The organism is uncultured Kordia sp., from assembly GCF_947489565.1.
In the GTDB taxonomy this organism is placed as follows: Bacteria; Bacteroidota; Bacteroidia; order Flavobacteriales; family Flavobacteriaceae; genus Kordia.
In genome coordinates this window covers 76,430-91,411 of the sequence record NZ_CANLEA010000006.1, presented here as the reverse complement: position 1 = coordinate 91,411, position 14,982 = coordinate 76,430, and the positions used below count along the sequence as shown (strand labels likewise).

General features: G+C 34.2%; 19 protein-coding genes. 18 read left to right on the top strand and 1 reads right to left on the bottom strand.

Features of this window, described 5'->3' with window-relative positions; translation table 11 throughout:
* Positions 1–13 precede the first annotated feature (13 nt).
* The 18 genes from Q0845_RS09580 (at position 14) to Q0845_RS09495 (ending at position 12,930) form a co-directional block, all read left to right on the top strand.
* The gene (locus Q0845_RS09580; protein ID WP_298512189.1) at positions 14–589 is read left to right on the top strand and encodes a hypothetical protein; all 576 of its coding nucleotides are present in this window, start codon (positions 14–16) and stop codon (positions 587–589) included.
* A 131-nt stretch (positions 590–720) separates the two neighbouring features.
* Complete coding sequence (locus Q0845_RS09575) at positions 721–1,647, top strand: YitT family protein (RefSeq protein WP_298512185.1); 927 nt, start codon at positions 721–723, stop codon at positions 1,645–1,647.
* Positions 1,631–1,969 (top strand): hypothetical protein, encoded by a 339-nt coding sequence (locus Q0845_RS09570; RefSeq protein WP_298512184.1) that lies wholly within the window; start codon positions 1,631–1,633, stop codon positions 1,967–1,969. Before Q0845_RS09575 ends, Q0845_RS09570 begins: the two co-directional genes overlap by 17 nt.
* Positions 1,970–2,053: 84 nt before the next feature.
* Positions 2,054–3,406 (top strand): DEAD/DEAH box helicase, encoded by a 1,353-nt coding sequence (locus tag Q0845_RS09565; RefSeq protein ID WP_298512182.1) that lies wholly within the window; start codon positions 2,054–2,056, stop codon positions 3,404–3,406.
* Positions 3,407–3,479: 73 nt separating this feature from the next.
* Complete coding sequence (locus Q0845_RS09560; RefSeq protein WP_298512180.1) at positions 3,480–3,896, top strand: lysozyme inhibitor LprI family protein; 417 nt, start codon at positions 3,480–3,482, stop codon at positions 3,894–3,896.
* 286 nt (positions 3,897–4,182) lie between these two features.
* Entirely contained in the window at positions 4,183–4,950 is a 768-nt protein-coding gene (locus tag Q0845_RS09555) for a LexA family transcriptional regulator (RefSeq protein WP_298512177.1), read from the top strand.
* 2 nt (positions 4,951–4,952) lie between these two features.
* On the top strand, positions 4,953–6,332 hold the full coding sequence (locus Q0845_RS09550; protein WP_298512174.1) for an exonuclease domain-containing protein: 1,380 nt from the start codon (positions 4,953–4,955) through the stop codon (positions 6,330–6,332).
* Between the two features lie 15 nt (positions 6,333–6,347).
* The gene (locus Q0845_RS09545) at positions 6,348–6,803 is read left to right on the top strand and encodes a hypothetical protein (protein WP_298512159.1); all 456 of its coding nucleotides are present in this window, start codon (positions 6,348–6,350) and stop codon (positions 6,801–6,803) included.
* Positions 6,804–7,005: 202 nt separating this feature from the next.
* Complete coding sequence (locus Q0845_RS09540) at positions 7,006–7,740, top strand: HEPN domain-containing protein (protein ID WP_298512157.1); 735 nt, start codon at positions 7,006–7,008, stop codon at positions 7,738–7,740.
* 109 nt (positions 7,741–7,849) lie between these two features.
* Positions 7,850–8,092 carry a type II toxin-antitoxin system ParD family antitoxin gene (locus tag Q0845_RS09535; RefSeq protein ID WP_298512155.1) on the top strand — a complete coding sequence of 81 codons (243 nt, stop codon included), beginning with the start codon at positions 7,850–7,852 and terminating at the stop codon, positions 8,090–8,092.
* Positions 8,089–8,391 carry a type II toxin-antitoxin system RelE/ParE family toxin gene (locus Q0845_RS09530; protein ID WP_298512153.1) on the top strand — a complete coding sequence of 101 codons (303 nt, stop codon included), beginning with the start codon at positions 8,089–8,091 and terminating at the stop codon, positions 8,389–8,391. The genes Q0845_RS09535 and Q0845_RS09530 overlap by 4 nt, the downstream gene beginning before the upstream one ends.
* A gap of 6 nt (positions 8,392–8,397) precedes the next feature.
* Positions 8,398–8,856 carry a hypothetical protein gene (locus Q0845_RS09525; RefSeq protein WP_298512151.1) on the top strand — a complete coding sequence of 153 codons (459 nt, stop codon included), beginning with the start codon at positions 8,398–8,400 and terminating at the stop codon, positions 8,854–8,856.
* A complete protein-coding gene (locus Q0845_RS09520; RefSeq protein ID WP_298512149.1) occupies positions 8,853–9,302 on the top strand; it encodes an N-acetyltransferase in 450 nt (149 codons plus the stop codon). The genes Q0845_RS09525 and Q0845_RS09520 overlap by 4 nt, the downstream gene beginning before the upstream one ends.
* 82 nt (positions 9,303–9,384) lie before the next feature.
* On the top strand, positions 9,385–10,221 hold the full coding sequence (locus Q0845_RS09515) for a helix-turn-helix domain-containing protein (RefSeq protein WP_298512147.1): 837 nt from the start codon (positions 9,385–9,387) through the stop codon (positions 10,219–10,221).
* Positions 10,222–10,355: 134 nt separating this feature from the next.
* Entirely contained in the window at positions 10,356–10,754 is a 399-nt protein-coding gene (locus Q0845_RS09510) for a heme-binding protein (protein ID WP_298512145.1), read from the top strand.
* 158 nt (positions 10,755–10,912) lie between these two features.
* Entirely contained in the window at positions 10,913–11,476 is a 564-nt protein-coding gene (locus Q0845_RS09505) for a TetR/AcrR family transcriptional regulator (protein WP_298512143.1), read from the top strand.
* Positions 11,477–11,525: 49 nt separating this feature from the next.
* A complete protein-coding gene (locus tag Q0845_RS09500) occupies positions 11,526–11,942 on the top strand; it encodes a nuclear transport factor 2 family protein (protein WP_298512141.1) in 417 nt (138 codons plus the stop codon).
* Positions 11,943–11,946: 4 nt separating this feature from the next.
* Complete coding sequence (locus Q0845_RS09495) at positions 11,947–12,930, top strand: alpha/beta hydrolase (protein WP_298512138.1); 984 nt, start codon at positions 11,947–11,949, stop codon at positions 12,928–12,930.
* Positions 12,931–13,038: 108 nt separating this feature from the next.
* Here the strand turns inward: Q0845_RS09495 and acs are convergent, their stop codons facing one another.
* Positions 13,039–14,946, bottom strand: coding sequence for an acetate--CoA ligase (gene acs / locus Q0845_RS09490; RefSeq protein ID WP_298512136.1), 1,908 nt, complete (start codon positions 14,944–14,946; stop codon positions 13,039–13,041).
* Positions 14,947–14,982: the final 36 nt, after the last annotated feature.

Genomic DNA, 14,982 nt, shown 5'->3' with positions numbered 1-14,982 from the left:
ATTTGTACAACTCATGAAACATACAGTTTTAATTCCCATACTCTTGTTTTTCTCATACAACTGTTTCGCACAATTGGAAGAAGGCGAAGGATTCTGTGAAACCAAAAAAAATGAAAGCTACTTTCCGATTGATATCTCTGTAAAAAAGTTTTTTTGGGGAATTTCTTATTATACAGAAAAGAAGATCGGGAAAAAGAAGTTTAATGGTAAAACGTATATTGAATTCAAACAAACTTGGAAAGGAGGCAATAGCGATGTACTGTATTTACGAACTGAAAAAGGTGTGGTATACGCTTACAGAGAAGAATTTAATAAAGAACAGGTTCGATACGATTCGTCATTTAAAGTAGGACATTCATGGAAAACACTTGATGGAAATACAACCTACACGATTATGAGTTATCAAGGAAAACTTACAACTCCCTTTTGCGAATACGAAGATTTATTAGTGATGAAAGCAGACTTAAAAGATGAAGCTTTTCTTTTTTATTACTTACGTGGGAAAGGATATATTGGCGCAACAACACTCGACAAAGAACTAATTTCTTGCATGACGCCAAAGTTCGAGTTTGAATCAGGTAAAGAATGATGAATACAGAATCTTTACCCAACTCAACAATCCAAGTGATCGCTTTTTAAAATTACTACGAGTATTACTTACGAATGGTTTGAAGTTTTGTATCTTGAAAACATTAGAACCAATACACTTGTAAATTACTTATGAAACGACTCATTTCAGAGATTTTTCAAATTATCATCGGAATTTTATTGGCAAGTATTGGACTCAAAATGTTCTTGCTTCCCAACGGATTTCTAGATGGTGGCGTTACTGGAATTGCCATTTTACTAAGCGAATTATTTCCTGTAAATATCTCAGTCGTGCTCCTCATTGTCAGTGTTCCTTTTTTAGCTTTAGCCTGGTTTACACTAACAAAACGCATCTTTCTCAAATCAATTTTTGCCATTGTAGGATTGGCCATTTTTATTCACTTTGAAAATTTTTCTGCAGTCACCGATGATAAATTGCTCATCGCCATTTTTGGCGGATTGTTTCTTGGTGCAGGCATTGGACTCAGTATTAAAAATGGTGCCGTATTAGACGGTTCAGAAATTCTAGGCATCTTCATCAACGAACGTTTAGGTATCAGCATTGGAAAAGTAATTTTAGGCTTTAATGCCATTCTATTCAGTGCAACTGCTTTGCTCCTTTCGGTAGAAATTGCCATGTATTCTATTTTGACATTTCTGGTCACAGGAAAAGTGATTGACCTCATGATTGAAGGTTTTGAAGATTATGTCGGATTGATGATTGTCTCAGAACATTCTCAAGAAATTGACGAAAAACTTATTAGCATTGTTGGCGCAGGAACTACATTGTACAAAGGCGCTCGTGGTTATGGAAAACGCGGTGCACAAGCCGAAAAAGATATCATTCATACAGTTATCAACCGAATTGATATTCGCAGAACATATACGTTAATTGATAAAATTGACCCAAATGCGTTTATCATAGAATTTGATGTTAACAATATAAAAGGTGGAATTTTAACCAAGTATTTGACCAAAGAAGGTTTTAAAAAACTATCTCCTGCACTTTACAATCAAACAGAAAAAGAAAAAAAGAAAACTCTTGACACTACACCATAAAAAATTTATCACGACTGAAAATAAAAACGGGCTTTCTTCTAACGAAACCATTTTTCAGTATTATCAAGAAGGAACAATCATTACAGGTACGTACAAAGGTGGCGAAATTAAAGAAGGCTTTGTGGTTGGAAAACAAGTTGCTGAAAATCGTATTGAATTACTATTTCAATGTATTACCACAAGTGGCGATTTAAAAGCTGGAGCTTCCAAAGGAATCATCTCAAAAGCTGCTGATGGTAAATTACTTCTAAACTTTGATTGGCACTGGTTGAATGGCGATCTATCTGGCGGAACCTCTTCTTATATTGAATTTATAGACTAACAAATTGTATCTTGTATAAAATAATCTACTTTCATCGCGCTAAAGTGATGAAATACACTACATTTGCGCAAAATTTACACGGTTATGTCTACTTTTCAGGATTTTGACTTATCGAAACAGTTGCATTATGCAATTGAAGACTTAGGTTTTACAACGCCAACGCCTATTCAAGAACAATCATTCTCTGTGATTCGTTCTGGGAAAGATGTGGTTGGAATTGCACAAACAGGAACAGGAAAAACCTTTGCCTATATGTTGCCGTTGTTGCGTGATTTAAAATTCTCGAAGCAAGTCAATCCGCGAATTTTAGTCTTAGTTCCTACACGTGAATTGGTGATTCAGGTGGTAGAACAAATTGAATTGTTTGCCAAATATATCAATGTACGAATTGTTGGTGTATATGGTGGCGTAAACATGAATACACAAGCGCAAAGTTTGCAACAAGGCGCAGATATCGTAGTCGCAACTCCTGGACGTTTATACGATTTGGTATTGAGCAGAGCTTTGCAACTAAAAGCGATCAAAAAGTTAGTGATTGATGAGGTAGATGTCATGTTAGATTTAGGATTTCGTTTTCAGATTACCAACATCTTTGAATTACTTCCAGAGCAACGTCAAAATATTATGTTTTCGGCAACGATGACCGATGATGTAAAAATGCTAATTGATGATTTCTTTGTTTCTCCACATACCATTTCTATCGCTGTCAGCGGAACGCCGTTAGACAATATTTCGCAAACCTGTTATGCGGTTCAAAACTTTTATACCAAAGTCAATTTATTGACGCATTTATTAAAAGATGCAGAAACCTATAGTAAAGTCTTGGTTTTTATTACGAATAAGCGTTTGGCAGATCGATTGTTTGACTCGTTACGAAGCGATTTTGGAGATGATGTTGCGGTGATTCATTCCAATAAAACACAGAATTACAGAATTCGTTCGATTGAAAATTTCAATGCTGGAGAAAACAGAATCTTAGTCGCAACCGATGTCATGGCGCGTGGTTTGGATTTAGACATGATTACGCACGTATTCAATTTTAATACACCAAACTATCCTGAAAATTACATGCACCGAATTGGTAGAGCTGGTAGAGCCCAAGCCAAAGGAAATGCAGTTTTATTTTATAAAGAAAAAGAAAAGGAATTCAAAGAAGCGATTGAAACGTTGATGAACTACGAAATTCCGCAACTCGAATTTCCAGAAGAAGTTACTATCTCCAATGAATTAGCGCCAGAAGAACAAACGCATATTCGCGAACATAACAATCCGTCTAAAACAGAAGGATTGGCCAAAGGTTTTCACGAAAAGAAAGACAAAAACAAGAAAACCAATCAAGGTGGATCGTATCGAAGAGAAATCGCAAAAAAATACAAAAAGCCAAAAACGAGAGGCGATAAAAATTACAACCGTAGAAATAAGAACAAACGTCGTTAATTGTTTGATATCAGAATATATCTCACTCTAAAAATACAATCTGTCACATTACAAAAATTAGTATCTTTTAGGTATGAAAAAAATCGTTCTCTTTTTTGCAATACTACTGACCAATTTCTGTTTTGGTCAGCAAACCGCCACCATCATCGATCAAGAAAATCGAAAATGTCTGGAAAGTGTAACACCAGCTACTATTAGTACTGTAAAATGTGAACAAGAAGCGTTGGCTTCATGGCAAAAACTAATGGATGAAGTATTGCTACAATTAAAAGCAAATCCTAAAAAGTCATCTGTACAATTACTATTCGATTCACAAACGCATTGGGTTAAATTTCAAAAAGCAGACTTAGCATATTACCAAGCGTTTTACCACAAATTATACGAAGGCGGCACGATGACGATGGCAGCAGTTGCGACTCATGAAAAAAATCAGTTTCGAGAACGCACCTTCCATTTACTAAGCTTTCTAGAAGCATTGCAAGAAGAATAACATTGTCAAAAAAGTCTAAAAACGAAGCAATCTTCAAATCATAAATCTGTAGTTTCTGCAATTAGCTTTTATTTGTAGCATCTATTGCTTATATTTGTAGTATTACTTATAAAACTCTAAAATAGAGTGAATAATTAGTTTCTATCGCGCACATGCTTCATCCTAAAATAGAACCGTAGCCATGTTATGTTTAGATTTTATGATTCGTCCATACACGATATAATTCAAATTATATTTCACACATTTTAAAATTTCATAAGTAACGTAGATTTTAAACCCAAACGTTATGCGAAATATTCAAAAAAACATCAAGCATTTGCGAACGCTCAAAGGTCTTTCACAAGAACGTTTTGCCGAAGCTTTAAACTGGTCGCGCTCTATGGTAGGATCGTATGAAGAAGGAAGATCGGAGCCGCCTATTGATCGCTTAATTGACTTGTCGGACTATTTTAAGTTACCGATTGATATTTTGGTTAAAAACGATCTCACGCAAGCCAAAGACAGTTCGTTTATGCAAGTGGGAAATCAGCGTTTGTTATTTCCGATTACGGTCAATGAAAGTGATGAAGAACTCATCGAAATTATTCCAACGAAAGCGTCTGCTGGATATTTAGCGGGTTACGCAGATCCTGAATATATTGAACAATTAGAAAAAATAAAATTACCGTTTTTGCCCACAGGAACGCACAGAGCCTTTCCCATAAAAGGAGATTCCATGCTGCCTGTAAAAGATGGTTCGTATATCGTAGCTAAGTTTGTCGATGATATCAACGATGTCAAAGATGGTCGGACATATATTGTGTTGACAAAAAATGACGGTTTGGTTTACAAGCGTATTTCTAAACATTTTACAGGACAAGGTTTGCTGTTGAGTAGCGATAATAAAGCCTACGAGCCGTATCATGTTCAGATGGAAGATGTACTAGAACTTTGGGAATTTACCTGTTGCATCAATACGCAAGAATATGACGAAAAAGAATTGAAATTAAGCAGTATTATGGCGATGTTTCGTGAATTGCAAGTGGAATTGGAAGCTGTGAAAAGAATGTCGTAATCATGCCAGAAAACCAAATCTATACCATCATTGATGTCGAAACGACAGGACGCAGTAATAAGATTACAGAGATTTCTATCTTTAAATTTGACGGCGATACTATTGTGGATGAATTTACATCTTTGGTAAATCCGAACGCGTTGATTCCAACACATATTACTGCTTTGACAGGAATTGACAATGCCATGGTTGCCAATGCGCCAACTTTTGCAGAAATTGCCGCAGATGTGTTGAGCATTACAAAAGATAGCATTTTTGTAGCGCATAATGTCAATTTTGATTACAACGTAATTCGCAATGAATTTAAAGCACTTGATGTTGACTTTCGTCGGAAGAAACTCTGCACGGTTCGTTTATCGCGTGCATTAATTCCAGGATTGCGCTCGTATAGTTTGGGGAAATTATGCAAATCGCTCAGCATTCATATTTCAGATCGTCATAGAGCACGCGGCGATGCAGCTGCAACGGTTGTTCTATTTCAACTATTATTGACAAAAGAAGACGCCGAAGCAACCTTTAAGCAATTCTTAAAAAAAGAATCGAAAGAAGCGACCTTGCCACCACATTTACCGAGTAAGATTTTTGACGATTTACCTACGCAACCCGGCATTTATTATTTTAAGAATAAAAAGGGTAAAATCATTTATGTTGGAAAGGCAAAAAATATTCAAAAACGGGTGTTGAGTCATTTCTACAACAAGTCTAAAAAAGAACTGGATTTATGCAGAGAAACTGCTGATATTGATCACGAATTATCTGGAAGTGAACTCGTTGCTTTGTTAATGGAAGATGCTGCTATAAAACATCATTATCCGCGTTACAATGTGGCTTCTAAACGCGCACCAAAACGCTTTGCCATTTTTGAATATGCAGATCGTCGCGGCGTACGACATTTGGCCATTAACGATGCCAAAGTAATTCAGAATCCGTTGTTGGTTTTCTATAATATTCGCGATTGCAGAACCTATTTGGAACGTTTATGTATGCAGTTTGAATTGTGTCCGAAATACTGTCACTTGCAAGAAAACGTTCAAGAATGTTCACACTTTATGATTCAATCGTGTTTAGGAATTTGCAAGAATGAAGAAACCGTTGAAACCTACAACGAACGTGTGCAACAAGCCATTGATCATTCTAAAAAATCTTCTCAAAATATTGTCATCAAGCAAAAAGGCAGAAACGTGCATGAAGAGGCGTTTATCATTGTCAAAAACGGATTGTATCTCGGATATGGCTTTATTGACAACGATTTACAAATCAGTCATACTGACGAACTCGAACATCATTTAATCAAACAAAAAGACAATATGGATGTGCAGCGTATTTTACGGAAAGTGTTGGTGAATACGAAATTGCAGTCTAGTGTGGTTTTTGGAGTTTAAAATTTAATTTTTGATATGGATTTAGATACTATTTGCCAACAAATACTTCATTATAAAGTAGAAAACAAGACTGAAGATTTTGAAATAACTACATTTTTTGATCAAATTGGTGAAGAAATACACAAATTAGATATTTCAGATAGTAGCCAAAAAGAGAAATTAATTAAGGTACTTTTTAAATTCATTAAAAATCAAAATCCAGAAATGGAAGAAAACTTTTCTTTTATTCATCTAATAGAAAATATTGATACGCCTAATTATAAAATATACGAAACTGAATTGGTAAAGTTTGCTAAAGAAAATGGAACAATAACATCCATACTATTATTAAACAGGCACATAAATTCTTTAGACAAAATAGCGCAAGCGGAATGCTTAAATATCCTCAAGTCCATCGCTGAAAATGATAATTTCACCAATCTTGTTAGACAGGAAGCACTTAATTATTATAATTACCAAAAAGAAATTTAGTTTGTGTAAAATCATAAGGTTTTATGCTATCATTTAATCAAACAAAAAGACAATATAGATGTGCAGTGTATTTTGCGGAAAGTATTGGTGAATGCAAAGTTGCGGTCTAGTGTGATTTTTGGAGTGAGTTAGCTCAACTTAGATTGGAAGAAATTTCTTATATTCCACTTTAATCGAATTTATCACTTAAAAACTGAATAGAATGATAAAAAATCCAGAAAAATTCTCTCACAATTTAGTGACTAACTTTAAACGATTATTTTTCACACCAGAGATTGAAAAAAGAAAAAGAGAGAAAACTATAGATTCAAACTTTAAATTAATAACTGGTCAAGTAATTTTCTTTCCTGATGATACTCAACCTCTCATTAGGTTGAATAATGAAGTTTCAGCAAATGTAAAAGATATTGTTTGTGATAATGGAGAAAAAAAATATTCTGTTCAAAAACTGACTCTGAATGAGAAAAAATTTGAAAATTGCGGACACGCAACTTTTATTTTTAATGATGATGAATTAGTCCATTGTTCTTTTGATTTTAATAGAAATAAAGCTATTGTAAAGACTCATATAAATTCTGCAAAAGAGTTTTATAAAGTTGCAAAATATGCTGCTAAAAGGAATCTGCTAAATGCATTTATTGATAATGCATTTAGTTCAATGGAATTGTTAGCTAAATCTGAACTATTATTAAAACCTATGTCTGGCTTAGAAATTAAAGCAAGCCATAATAAAATAAAAACTCAGTACAATAGATATTCGAAAAGTACATTAGATGAATTCGAAAAAAATAAAAGAATTATTTTTAATCAACTTGCTGAGTTAAGAGTTAATGCTAGATACTTGAGAGGGAATAAAAAATTAACTTTTGAGAAAAAGAAAATAATCAAAACATTAAAAGAAGTAATTAAGGAATTGTATTATATAGTAGAAAATTGACATCTCAAAAACAATTGAAAAGCTCTATGTATTTCCGAAAAAAACAGCTGCAATTTTTTATTTGCTCAAGTTACCAAGATTTGGTACTTTTATTAAAAATATTATTGAAATGGGGAAAAACACATCAATTTCACTTGGGAACCACTTTGAAGAATTCATTAATGATGAAGTGAAATCTGGAAGATATAATTCTGCTAGTGAAGTGATTCGTGCCGCACTTCGCCTTTTTGAACGAGAAGAAAAGAAAGATAGAGAATTGATAAAAGCACTTGAAACTGGAGAACAAAGTGGATTTATTGATGATTTCGATCCTACACAAAATTTAACTGAATTGCACCGTAAATATTCATGAATACGCGCAAATACCGAATAAGTAAGCAAGCCGTTGAAGACTTGAATGCTATTTGGTTGTATACACTACAGAAATGGTCTAAAAAGCAAGCTGACAGATACTACAGTCTTTTGATAAACGAAATTGAATTTATTTCCGAGAATTATTTAACGGGTAAATCGGTGGAACAAATTCGTAAAAACTATCGCGTGACTAAAATCAAATCGCATTTAATTTTTTATAGAAAAGTTGAAGATGATATCGTAGAAGTCGTTAGGATTCTACATGAGAAAATGGACGTAAAAAAACAATTAGAATAAGGAATAATGTGCAAATTCGAAAATGATTTTTTATTGTGTTCTTGCAATGACGATTTACAAGAAAGTGACATTGATTGGGTTTTAAAAAGACGCTCAAAAAAGCAACCAATACGATCTTATAAAATCATTGGTCAAATCAATATTCCTGAAGAATTTAAAAATATTTCTCAAGAAGAATATGACGCAAAAATTGATGAAATGATAAAATTTTCTGAGCTTCATAAACTGCGTAAAATTGAGCTGAAAAATACAATTATTAATATTCAATTTGAATTGAATAACAGAAAGTGTTTTGATACAGAATTGACTTTTCTTGAAAATGATATTTTGTCTATACGGTTGGATGTTGCTTTAAAAGTTTGGGCAGATTTTGTTTATCAAAAATCTTTTTGGAAAATTTCTGATGTAGTAATTGGTAAATATGATCATGTGAATAAAGGAAAGATAAACCAGCTCAATACATGATCAAAAAACTACAACATACCAGCAAAGAAATCGCTACCGAAATCCGTTCCGTTTTTCAAGTTTCGTATGCAGTTGAAGCCAAATTGTTAAAAGCTGTAGATTTTCCTCCGTTAAAAAGACCATTGGAAAGCTTTCTAAATAGTGACAATCATTTTTTTGGATACATAAAAAAAAATGAACTGGCAGCAGTTGTTGAAATTCATCATACTACAAAACATACACACATTCAGAGTTTGGTCGTTGCTCCAAAATTCTTCCGACAAGGAATTGCATCACAGTTAATAAAATTTGTTTTCGACAGTTATGATTCTGATATCTTTATGGTTGAAACTGGCGTAGAAAATGGCCCTGCAACTACATTATACCGAAAGTTTGGTTTCAAAGAAGTGAAACAGTGGGACACAGATCACGGAGTTCGAAAAGTAAAGTTTGAACGGAGAATTTAGAATTATTTCACCTAAAAATTAGTCTTACCAAAAAATAAATAAGAACTTCGTATGTATTCGCATTCATCACAAGCAAAGCTCAATGGCAATAGAAAACATTCCGGAAATCTATCTGAAAGACATTAAAAACAAGCCCGATGTATTTGTCTATGATTTTAAAATGACGAATGATGTCGTGAAAAGTAAAGTCAATTTGAGCATGAATATGTTTAGCTTTTTACAAGTTGGAAAGAAACAAGTTCACTTTGCTGGAAATTCGATTGCCGTCAATAAAGATCAATCATTACTGCTGAAAAAAGGAAATTGGTTGTGGACAGAATTGTTAGAAACAGAAACTGTCTATTATTGCAAACTTTTATTTTTTTCCGAAAAAGTACTCAAAGAATTTATAGAAAAACACACAAAAACTACACAAACTCCAAAAGATGAAATTCCGTATTTTGTAATTCAGAATGATGCGTATATCACTTCGTATTTAAACTCTTTGGTAACGATTAGTGAAGCGCCTGCAATTTTTATGGAAAACTTACTTTCTGTAAAATTTGAAGAACTCCTACTCTACCTCATCAATAAATATGGAAGCACTTTTAAACTGTATTTACAATCTTTAATCGTCCAAGAAACTTCTTCCTTTAAAAAGATTGTAGAAAGTAAGATACATTCTAACTTAAAACTGGAAGAAATTGCGTTTTTATGCAATATGAGTTTGTCTACGTTTAAACGTCATTTTATCAAAGAATATAGCGTTTCTCCTGGAAAATGGTTGCAAAACAAACGACTTCAAAAGGCAAAAGAAATGTTAGAACAAGGAGATTGTAAACCTTCTGATATTTATTTAGATTTTGGCTACAACAACCTTTCAAACTTTAGCATTGCGTTTAAAAATAAGTTCGGATTTAGCCCTAGTAAAGTTTCTTAAAAACGCTTCTTTCATAATTCTGATTCAAAATTATGACCTTTTTTCATAAATCATTGACCTTTTTTGGTAATACATACGCGCGGTTTCTTCTGTTATTTTGCAGTATTAATTTTTAATAAAAAAAACAGCGAGTTATGAATATTACATTAAAACAAGCAGAAAAAATAATTTCAGGAGCAAAAGAAAAATCTATCGAAATAGATACAAAGATGAATATTGCAATAGTTGATGCAGGAGCAAATTTAGTAGCCTTTGTACGTATGGATGGCGCTTGGTTAGGTTCCTTAGATATTTCTATCAAAAAAGCAAAGACAGCACGTTATTTTGATATGAATACCGGAATTATTGGAGAATTATCGCAACCTGGTGGAGCACTTTACAATATTGAACACTCTAATAATGGATTAATCACATTTCCTGGTGGCGTGCCAATTAAAAACGCTGCAGGCGAGATTATTGGTGCTATTGGAGTTAGTGGAAGTTCTGTAGAAAACGATCATACAGTTGCAGAAGCAGGAGCTTTAGCACTTTAATTCACCATCAACACCTATTAAAAAGCGGTCTTAACATTAATGTTTGACCGCTTTTTTAGTATGTACTTCACTTTGTTAATGCTTTATATAAATTTGCAAACAATTTAGTTTTTTACCAATCGTTTGGTAAATATTAAATTTTGATATACATTTGCACTATGAGACCACAAAAAGTATTAGATAACGATATTTTAATCGGCTTGACCAAAGTTTTTCGTTCCAATGGATATGAAGGTACTAGTTTGAAAGAATTGGCAGAAGCAACTGGCTTAAAAAAAGCGAGTTTGTACCATCGCTTTCCAAACGGGAAACAAGAAATGGCTGAAGCTGTGTTTACTTATATCAATACGTGGGTTCAAGAAAATATATTTCAAGCGCTTCAAAATGAACAACATACACCTGAAGTCCGTTTGCAAAATGGTTTGGATGGCATTCGAAGATTGTATGATAACGGAAAAGAAGTTTGCATTTTTAGAGCTTTATCCATGCAAACAGGTTTGGAATTATTTGAACAGCAAATCAACAGTGGCATGACACAGTGGATTGCAGAGTTTACTGAAATCGGAATTGTTTTAGACTTCACTCCTACCGAAGCTGCGCAACATGCTTTGCAAACCCTAATTGAAGTACAAGGAAGTCTGATTGTTACAAAAGGAATGGACAATATTTCTGTGTTTGAAAATACCTTGAAAAATATTGAAAATCGCTATCTCAACACTTAAAAAAATTTAATTAATTTATTTACCGAACGTTTGTTAAAATACAAAAATAATGACAGAAGAAAAAAAATATCCGTTACCACCTTTTACAAAAGAAACGGCAATACAAAAAATTCAAATGGCAGAAGATGCTTGGAATAGTAAAGATCCTATCAAGATTTCAAAAGCGTATTCTATAGATACCGAATGGCGAAATCGCAATCAATTTATCAATGGAAGAGCTGCAGTGCAAGCCTTTCTTGCCGATAAATGGACCAAAGAATTGGAGTATACATTGAAAAAAGAACTTTGGGCATTCCATGAAAATCGTATTGCCGTTCGCTTTGAATATGAATATAGAAACGACGCTGGACAATGGTTTCGAGCGTACGGAAATGAAAATTGGGAATTTGACGAAAACGGCTTGATGCAAAAACGTTTCGCAAGTATTAATGATCTCGCCATAGAAGCATCTGAACGAAAATTATAACAACATGAAATATCTATTTAACACACTACTCGCAACTTTGGTACTAGTTACAAGTTGTACCACAGAACAAAAAAATTCAACACAAAAACACACAAAAATGACACAAATAGCACATACTACGAACACTCAAAATGTGAATTATAAAACGATCAAAATCAACAATATAAACATTGCATATCGGGAAGCTGGAAACCCTGAAAATCCGACAATTGTCTTGCTACATGGTTTTCCTGCATCTTCTCATCAATATCGAAAAGTACTGCATACCTTATCTGATGAATTTCATTTGATTGCGCCCGATTATCCAGGTTTTGGAAATAGTGATTTTCCTTCTCGCGATGAATTCACCTATACTTTTGACAATATTGCCGCTACGATTGATACTTTCTTGGAAGAAAAAAATATTAACTCGTATGCCATTATGATGCAAGATTATGGCGCGCCTGTTGGTTTTAGAATTGCAACAGCACATCCGGAAAGAGTCACAGCAATTATTACACAAAACGGAAATGCGTATGAAGAAGGTCTTGCTAAGGGCTGGGAAAAAATTGATCATTTATGGGCGAATAGAAATGAAGAGACCGAAAAAGCTTTGCATCCTGTATTTTCATTAGAAGGTTTGGAATGGCAATACACACACGGAACCCGAAATCCTGAGTTGGTAAATCCAGATAATTGGCATTTGGATTATTACCGCATGCAACGACCGAATGCACTCAAAATGAATCTCGATTTGTTTTATGATTATCAGAACAATATTAAACTATATCCAACATGGCAACAGTATATACGAGAGCAGCAACCGCCAATATTAGTTGTTTGGGGAAAGAATGATGCCTTTTTTAATGAAAATGGCGCAGAAGCATTTAAAAAAGATGCTAAAAATATTGAGTATCATGTGTATGACACTGGACATTTTGCATTGGAAGAAGATGGCATTGATATCATGCAAAAGATGCGTGCTTTTATGAAAAAGTTGAATAAGTAAAACATATTGATTGAGATTCTGAATCAAGTTCAGAATGACGTTTTTTATTAAAAAAGCTCCTTGAAACTGTATCAAGGAGCTTTTTTAATAATTATAAGATTGTTGCTGCTACAAAGCATTATCAATAATATCCTGAACTACTTCCGGATTTAATAATGTACTCGTATCTCCTAAATTACTGATATCTTTTCCTGCAATTTTTCGTAAAATACGTCGCATGATTTTCCCAGAACGTGTTTTTGGCAATCCGTTGGTAAATTGAACTTTATCCAACTTGGCAATTGGTCCTATTTGTTCTGTAATGATTTGATTAATTTCTTTGCGAAGATTATCATGATTTCGTCCTTCTCCAGATTCTTTCAAGGTTACATATCCATACAATGCATTTCCTTTGATGTCGTGTGGAAATCCAACAATAGCAGATTCCGCCACCGCTGGATGTTCGTTGATAGCATCTTCAATAGGTGCCGTTCCTAAATTATGTCCAGAAACAATAATAACATCATCTACTCTACCAGTAATTCGGTAATAGCCAACTTCATCACGCAAAGCGCCATCACCTGTAAAGTATTTGTTTTCGTATGCTGAAAAATACGTGTCTTTATATCGTTGATGATTTCCCCAAATAGTTCTCGCCATACTTGGCCATGGAAACTTAATACACAATCGTCCATCCACTTGATTTCCTTTGATTTCATGACCATTTTCATCCATCAACGCAGGTTGAATTCCGATAAAAGGTAACGTTGCATAGGTTGGTTTTGTAGGCGTTGCAAATGGAATTGGTGTAATCATCATTCCGCCAGTTTCAGTTTGCCACCACGTATCTACAATAGGCGCTTTTCGTTTTCCAACGTTATCATCATACCAATGCCATGCTTCTTCATTAATCGGTTCTCCAACGGTTCCTAATACTTTTATAGAGGATAAATCATATTTTTCTAAATGTTCTACACCTTCTTTTGCTAAGGCACGAATGGCCGTTGGCGCTGTGTAAAATTGATTCACCTTGTGTTTTTCTACAATTTCCCAAAAACGTCCATAATCTGGATAACTTGGAACACCTTCAAACATCACTGTCGTAGCACCATTACACAACGGACCATACACAATATAACTATGTCCTGTAATCCAACCGATATCTGCCGTACACCAATACACATCATTTTCTAGATATTGGAATACATTTTTAAACGTATATGCGGTATATACCATATATCCTGCTGTAGAATGCACCATTCCTTTTGGCTTTCCTGTAGAACCCGAAGTGTATAAAATAAATAATGGATCTTCGGCATTCATAATCTCAGGAACACAATCGGTATACGCTTCATCGAGTAAAGGCTGCAACCAATGATCGCGTCCTTTTTCCATGTGAATTTCGGTATTGATTCTTTTGGCTACCAACACTGATTCTACACAAGTACAATCTTTCAAAGCTTCGTCTACAATTCCTTTTAAATCAATAGTTTTTGCACCACGATACGATCCGTCACTTGTGATCACCATTTTACAAGTTGCATCATTGATACGCGTTGATAAAGCCGTAGATGAAAATCCTGCAAATACTACAGAATGAATCGCTCCAATTCGCGCGCACGCTAACACAGAAATCGCTAATTCTGGAATCATCGGTAAATAGATACATACACGATCTCCTTTTTGAATTCCTTGTTCTTTCAATACATTGGCAAAACGACATACTTTCTCATGCAAATCGTGATACGATATGTGTTGTGCTTCTTCTTCTGGATTATTCGGTTCAAAAATAATCGCTGTTTTATCGCCACGAATGTGCAAATGACGATCAATACAGTTTTCGGTAATATTTAGCTGTCCACCTTCAAACCATTTCACTTCTGGCTTTGTAAAGTCCCAACTCAGTACATTGTCCCACTTTTTGCGCCACATAAAATGTTCTTCGGCAATTTCTTCCCAAAAAACTTCTGGGTTTCGAACGGATTTTCTATATACTTGGTAGTATTCTTCTAAGTGTTTTATATGATAATTACTCATGGTTTTCTGGTTGATTGTATTCGGTAGTAATTTACG

What these genes read in the sequence shown, in the direction of transcription:
- Q0845_RS09580 (WP_298512189.1), top strand. Translation starts at nt 14, where the DNA reads ATGAAACATACAGTTTTAATTCCCATACTCTTGTTTTTCTCATACAAC.
- Q0845_RS09575 (WP_298512185.1), top strand. Translation starts at nt 721, where the DNA reads ATGAAACGACTCATTTCAGAGATTTTTCAAATTATCATCGGAATTTTA.
- Q0845_RS09565 (WP_298512182.1), top strand. Translation starts at nt 2,054, where the DNA reads ATGTCTACTTTTCAGGATTTTGACTTATCGAAACAGTTGCATTATGCA.
- Q0845_RS09560 (WP_298512180.1), top strand. Translation starts at nt 3,480, where the DNA reads ATGAAAAAAATCGTTCTCTTTTTTGCAATACTACTGACCAATTTCTGT.
- Q0845_RS09555 (WP_298512177.1), top strand. Translation starts at nt 4,183, where the DNA reads ATGCGAAATATTCAAAAAAACATCAAGCATTTGCGAACGCTCAAAGGT.
- Q0845_RS09550 (WP_298512174.1), top strand. Translation starts at nt 4,953, where the DNA reads ATGCCAGAAAACCAAATCTATACCATCATTGATGTCGAAACGACAGGA.
- Q0845_RS09545 (WP_298512159.1), top strand. Translation starts at nt 6,348, where the DNA reads ATGGATTTAGATACTATTTGCCAACAAATACTTCATTATAAAGTAGAA.
- Q0845_RS09540 (WP_298512157.1), top strand. Translation starts at nt 7,006, where the DNA reads ATGATAAAAAATCCAGAAAAATTCTCTCACAATTTAGTGACTAACTTT.
- Q0845_RS09535 (WP_298512155.1), top strand. Translation starts at nt 7,850, where the DNA reads ATGGGGAAAAACACATCAATTTCACTTGGGAACCACTTTGAAGAATTC.
- Q0845_RS09530 (WP_298512153.1), top strand. Translation starts at nt 8,089, where the DNA reads ATGAATACGCGCAAATACCGAATAAGTAAGCAAGCCGTTGAAGACTTG.
- Q0845_RS09525 (WP_298512151.1), top strand. Translation starts at nt 8,398, where the DNA reads ATGTGCAAATTCGAAAATGATTTTTTATTGTGTTCTTGCAATGACGAT.
- Q0845_RS09520 (WP_298512149.1), top strand. Translation starts at nt 8,853, where the DNA reads ATGATCAAAAAACTACAACATACCAGCAAAGAAATCGCTACCGAAATC.
- Q0845_RS09515 (WP_298512147.1), top strand. Translation starts at nt 9,385, where the DNA reads ATGGCAATAGAAAACATTCCGGAAATCTATCTGAAAGACATTAAAAAC.
- Q0845_RS09510 (WP_298512145.1), top strand. Translation starts at nt 10,356, where the DNA reads ATGAATATTACATTAAAACAAGCAGAAAAAATAATTTCAGGAGCAAAA.
- Q0845_RS09505 (WP_298512143.1), top strand. Translation starts at nt 10,913, where the DNA reads ATGAGACCACAAAAAGTATTAGATAACGATATTTTAATCGGCTTGACC.
- Q0845_RS09500 (WP_298512141.1), top strand. Translation starts at nt 11,526, where the DNA reads ATGACAGAAGAAAAAAAATATCCGTTACCACCTTTTACAAAAGAAACG.
- Q0845_RS09495 (WP_298512138.1), top strand. Translation starts at nt 11,947, where the DNA reads ATGAAATATCTATTTAACACACTACTCGCAACTTTGGTACTAGTTACA.
- acs (WP_298512136.1), bottom strand. Translation starts at nt 14,946, where the DNA reads ATGAGTAATTATCATATAAAACACTTAGAAGAATACTACCAAGTATAT.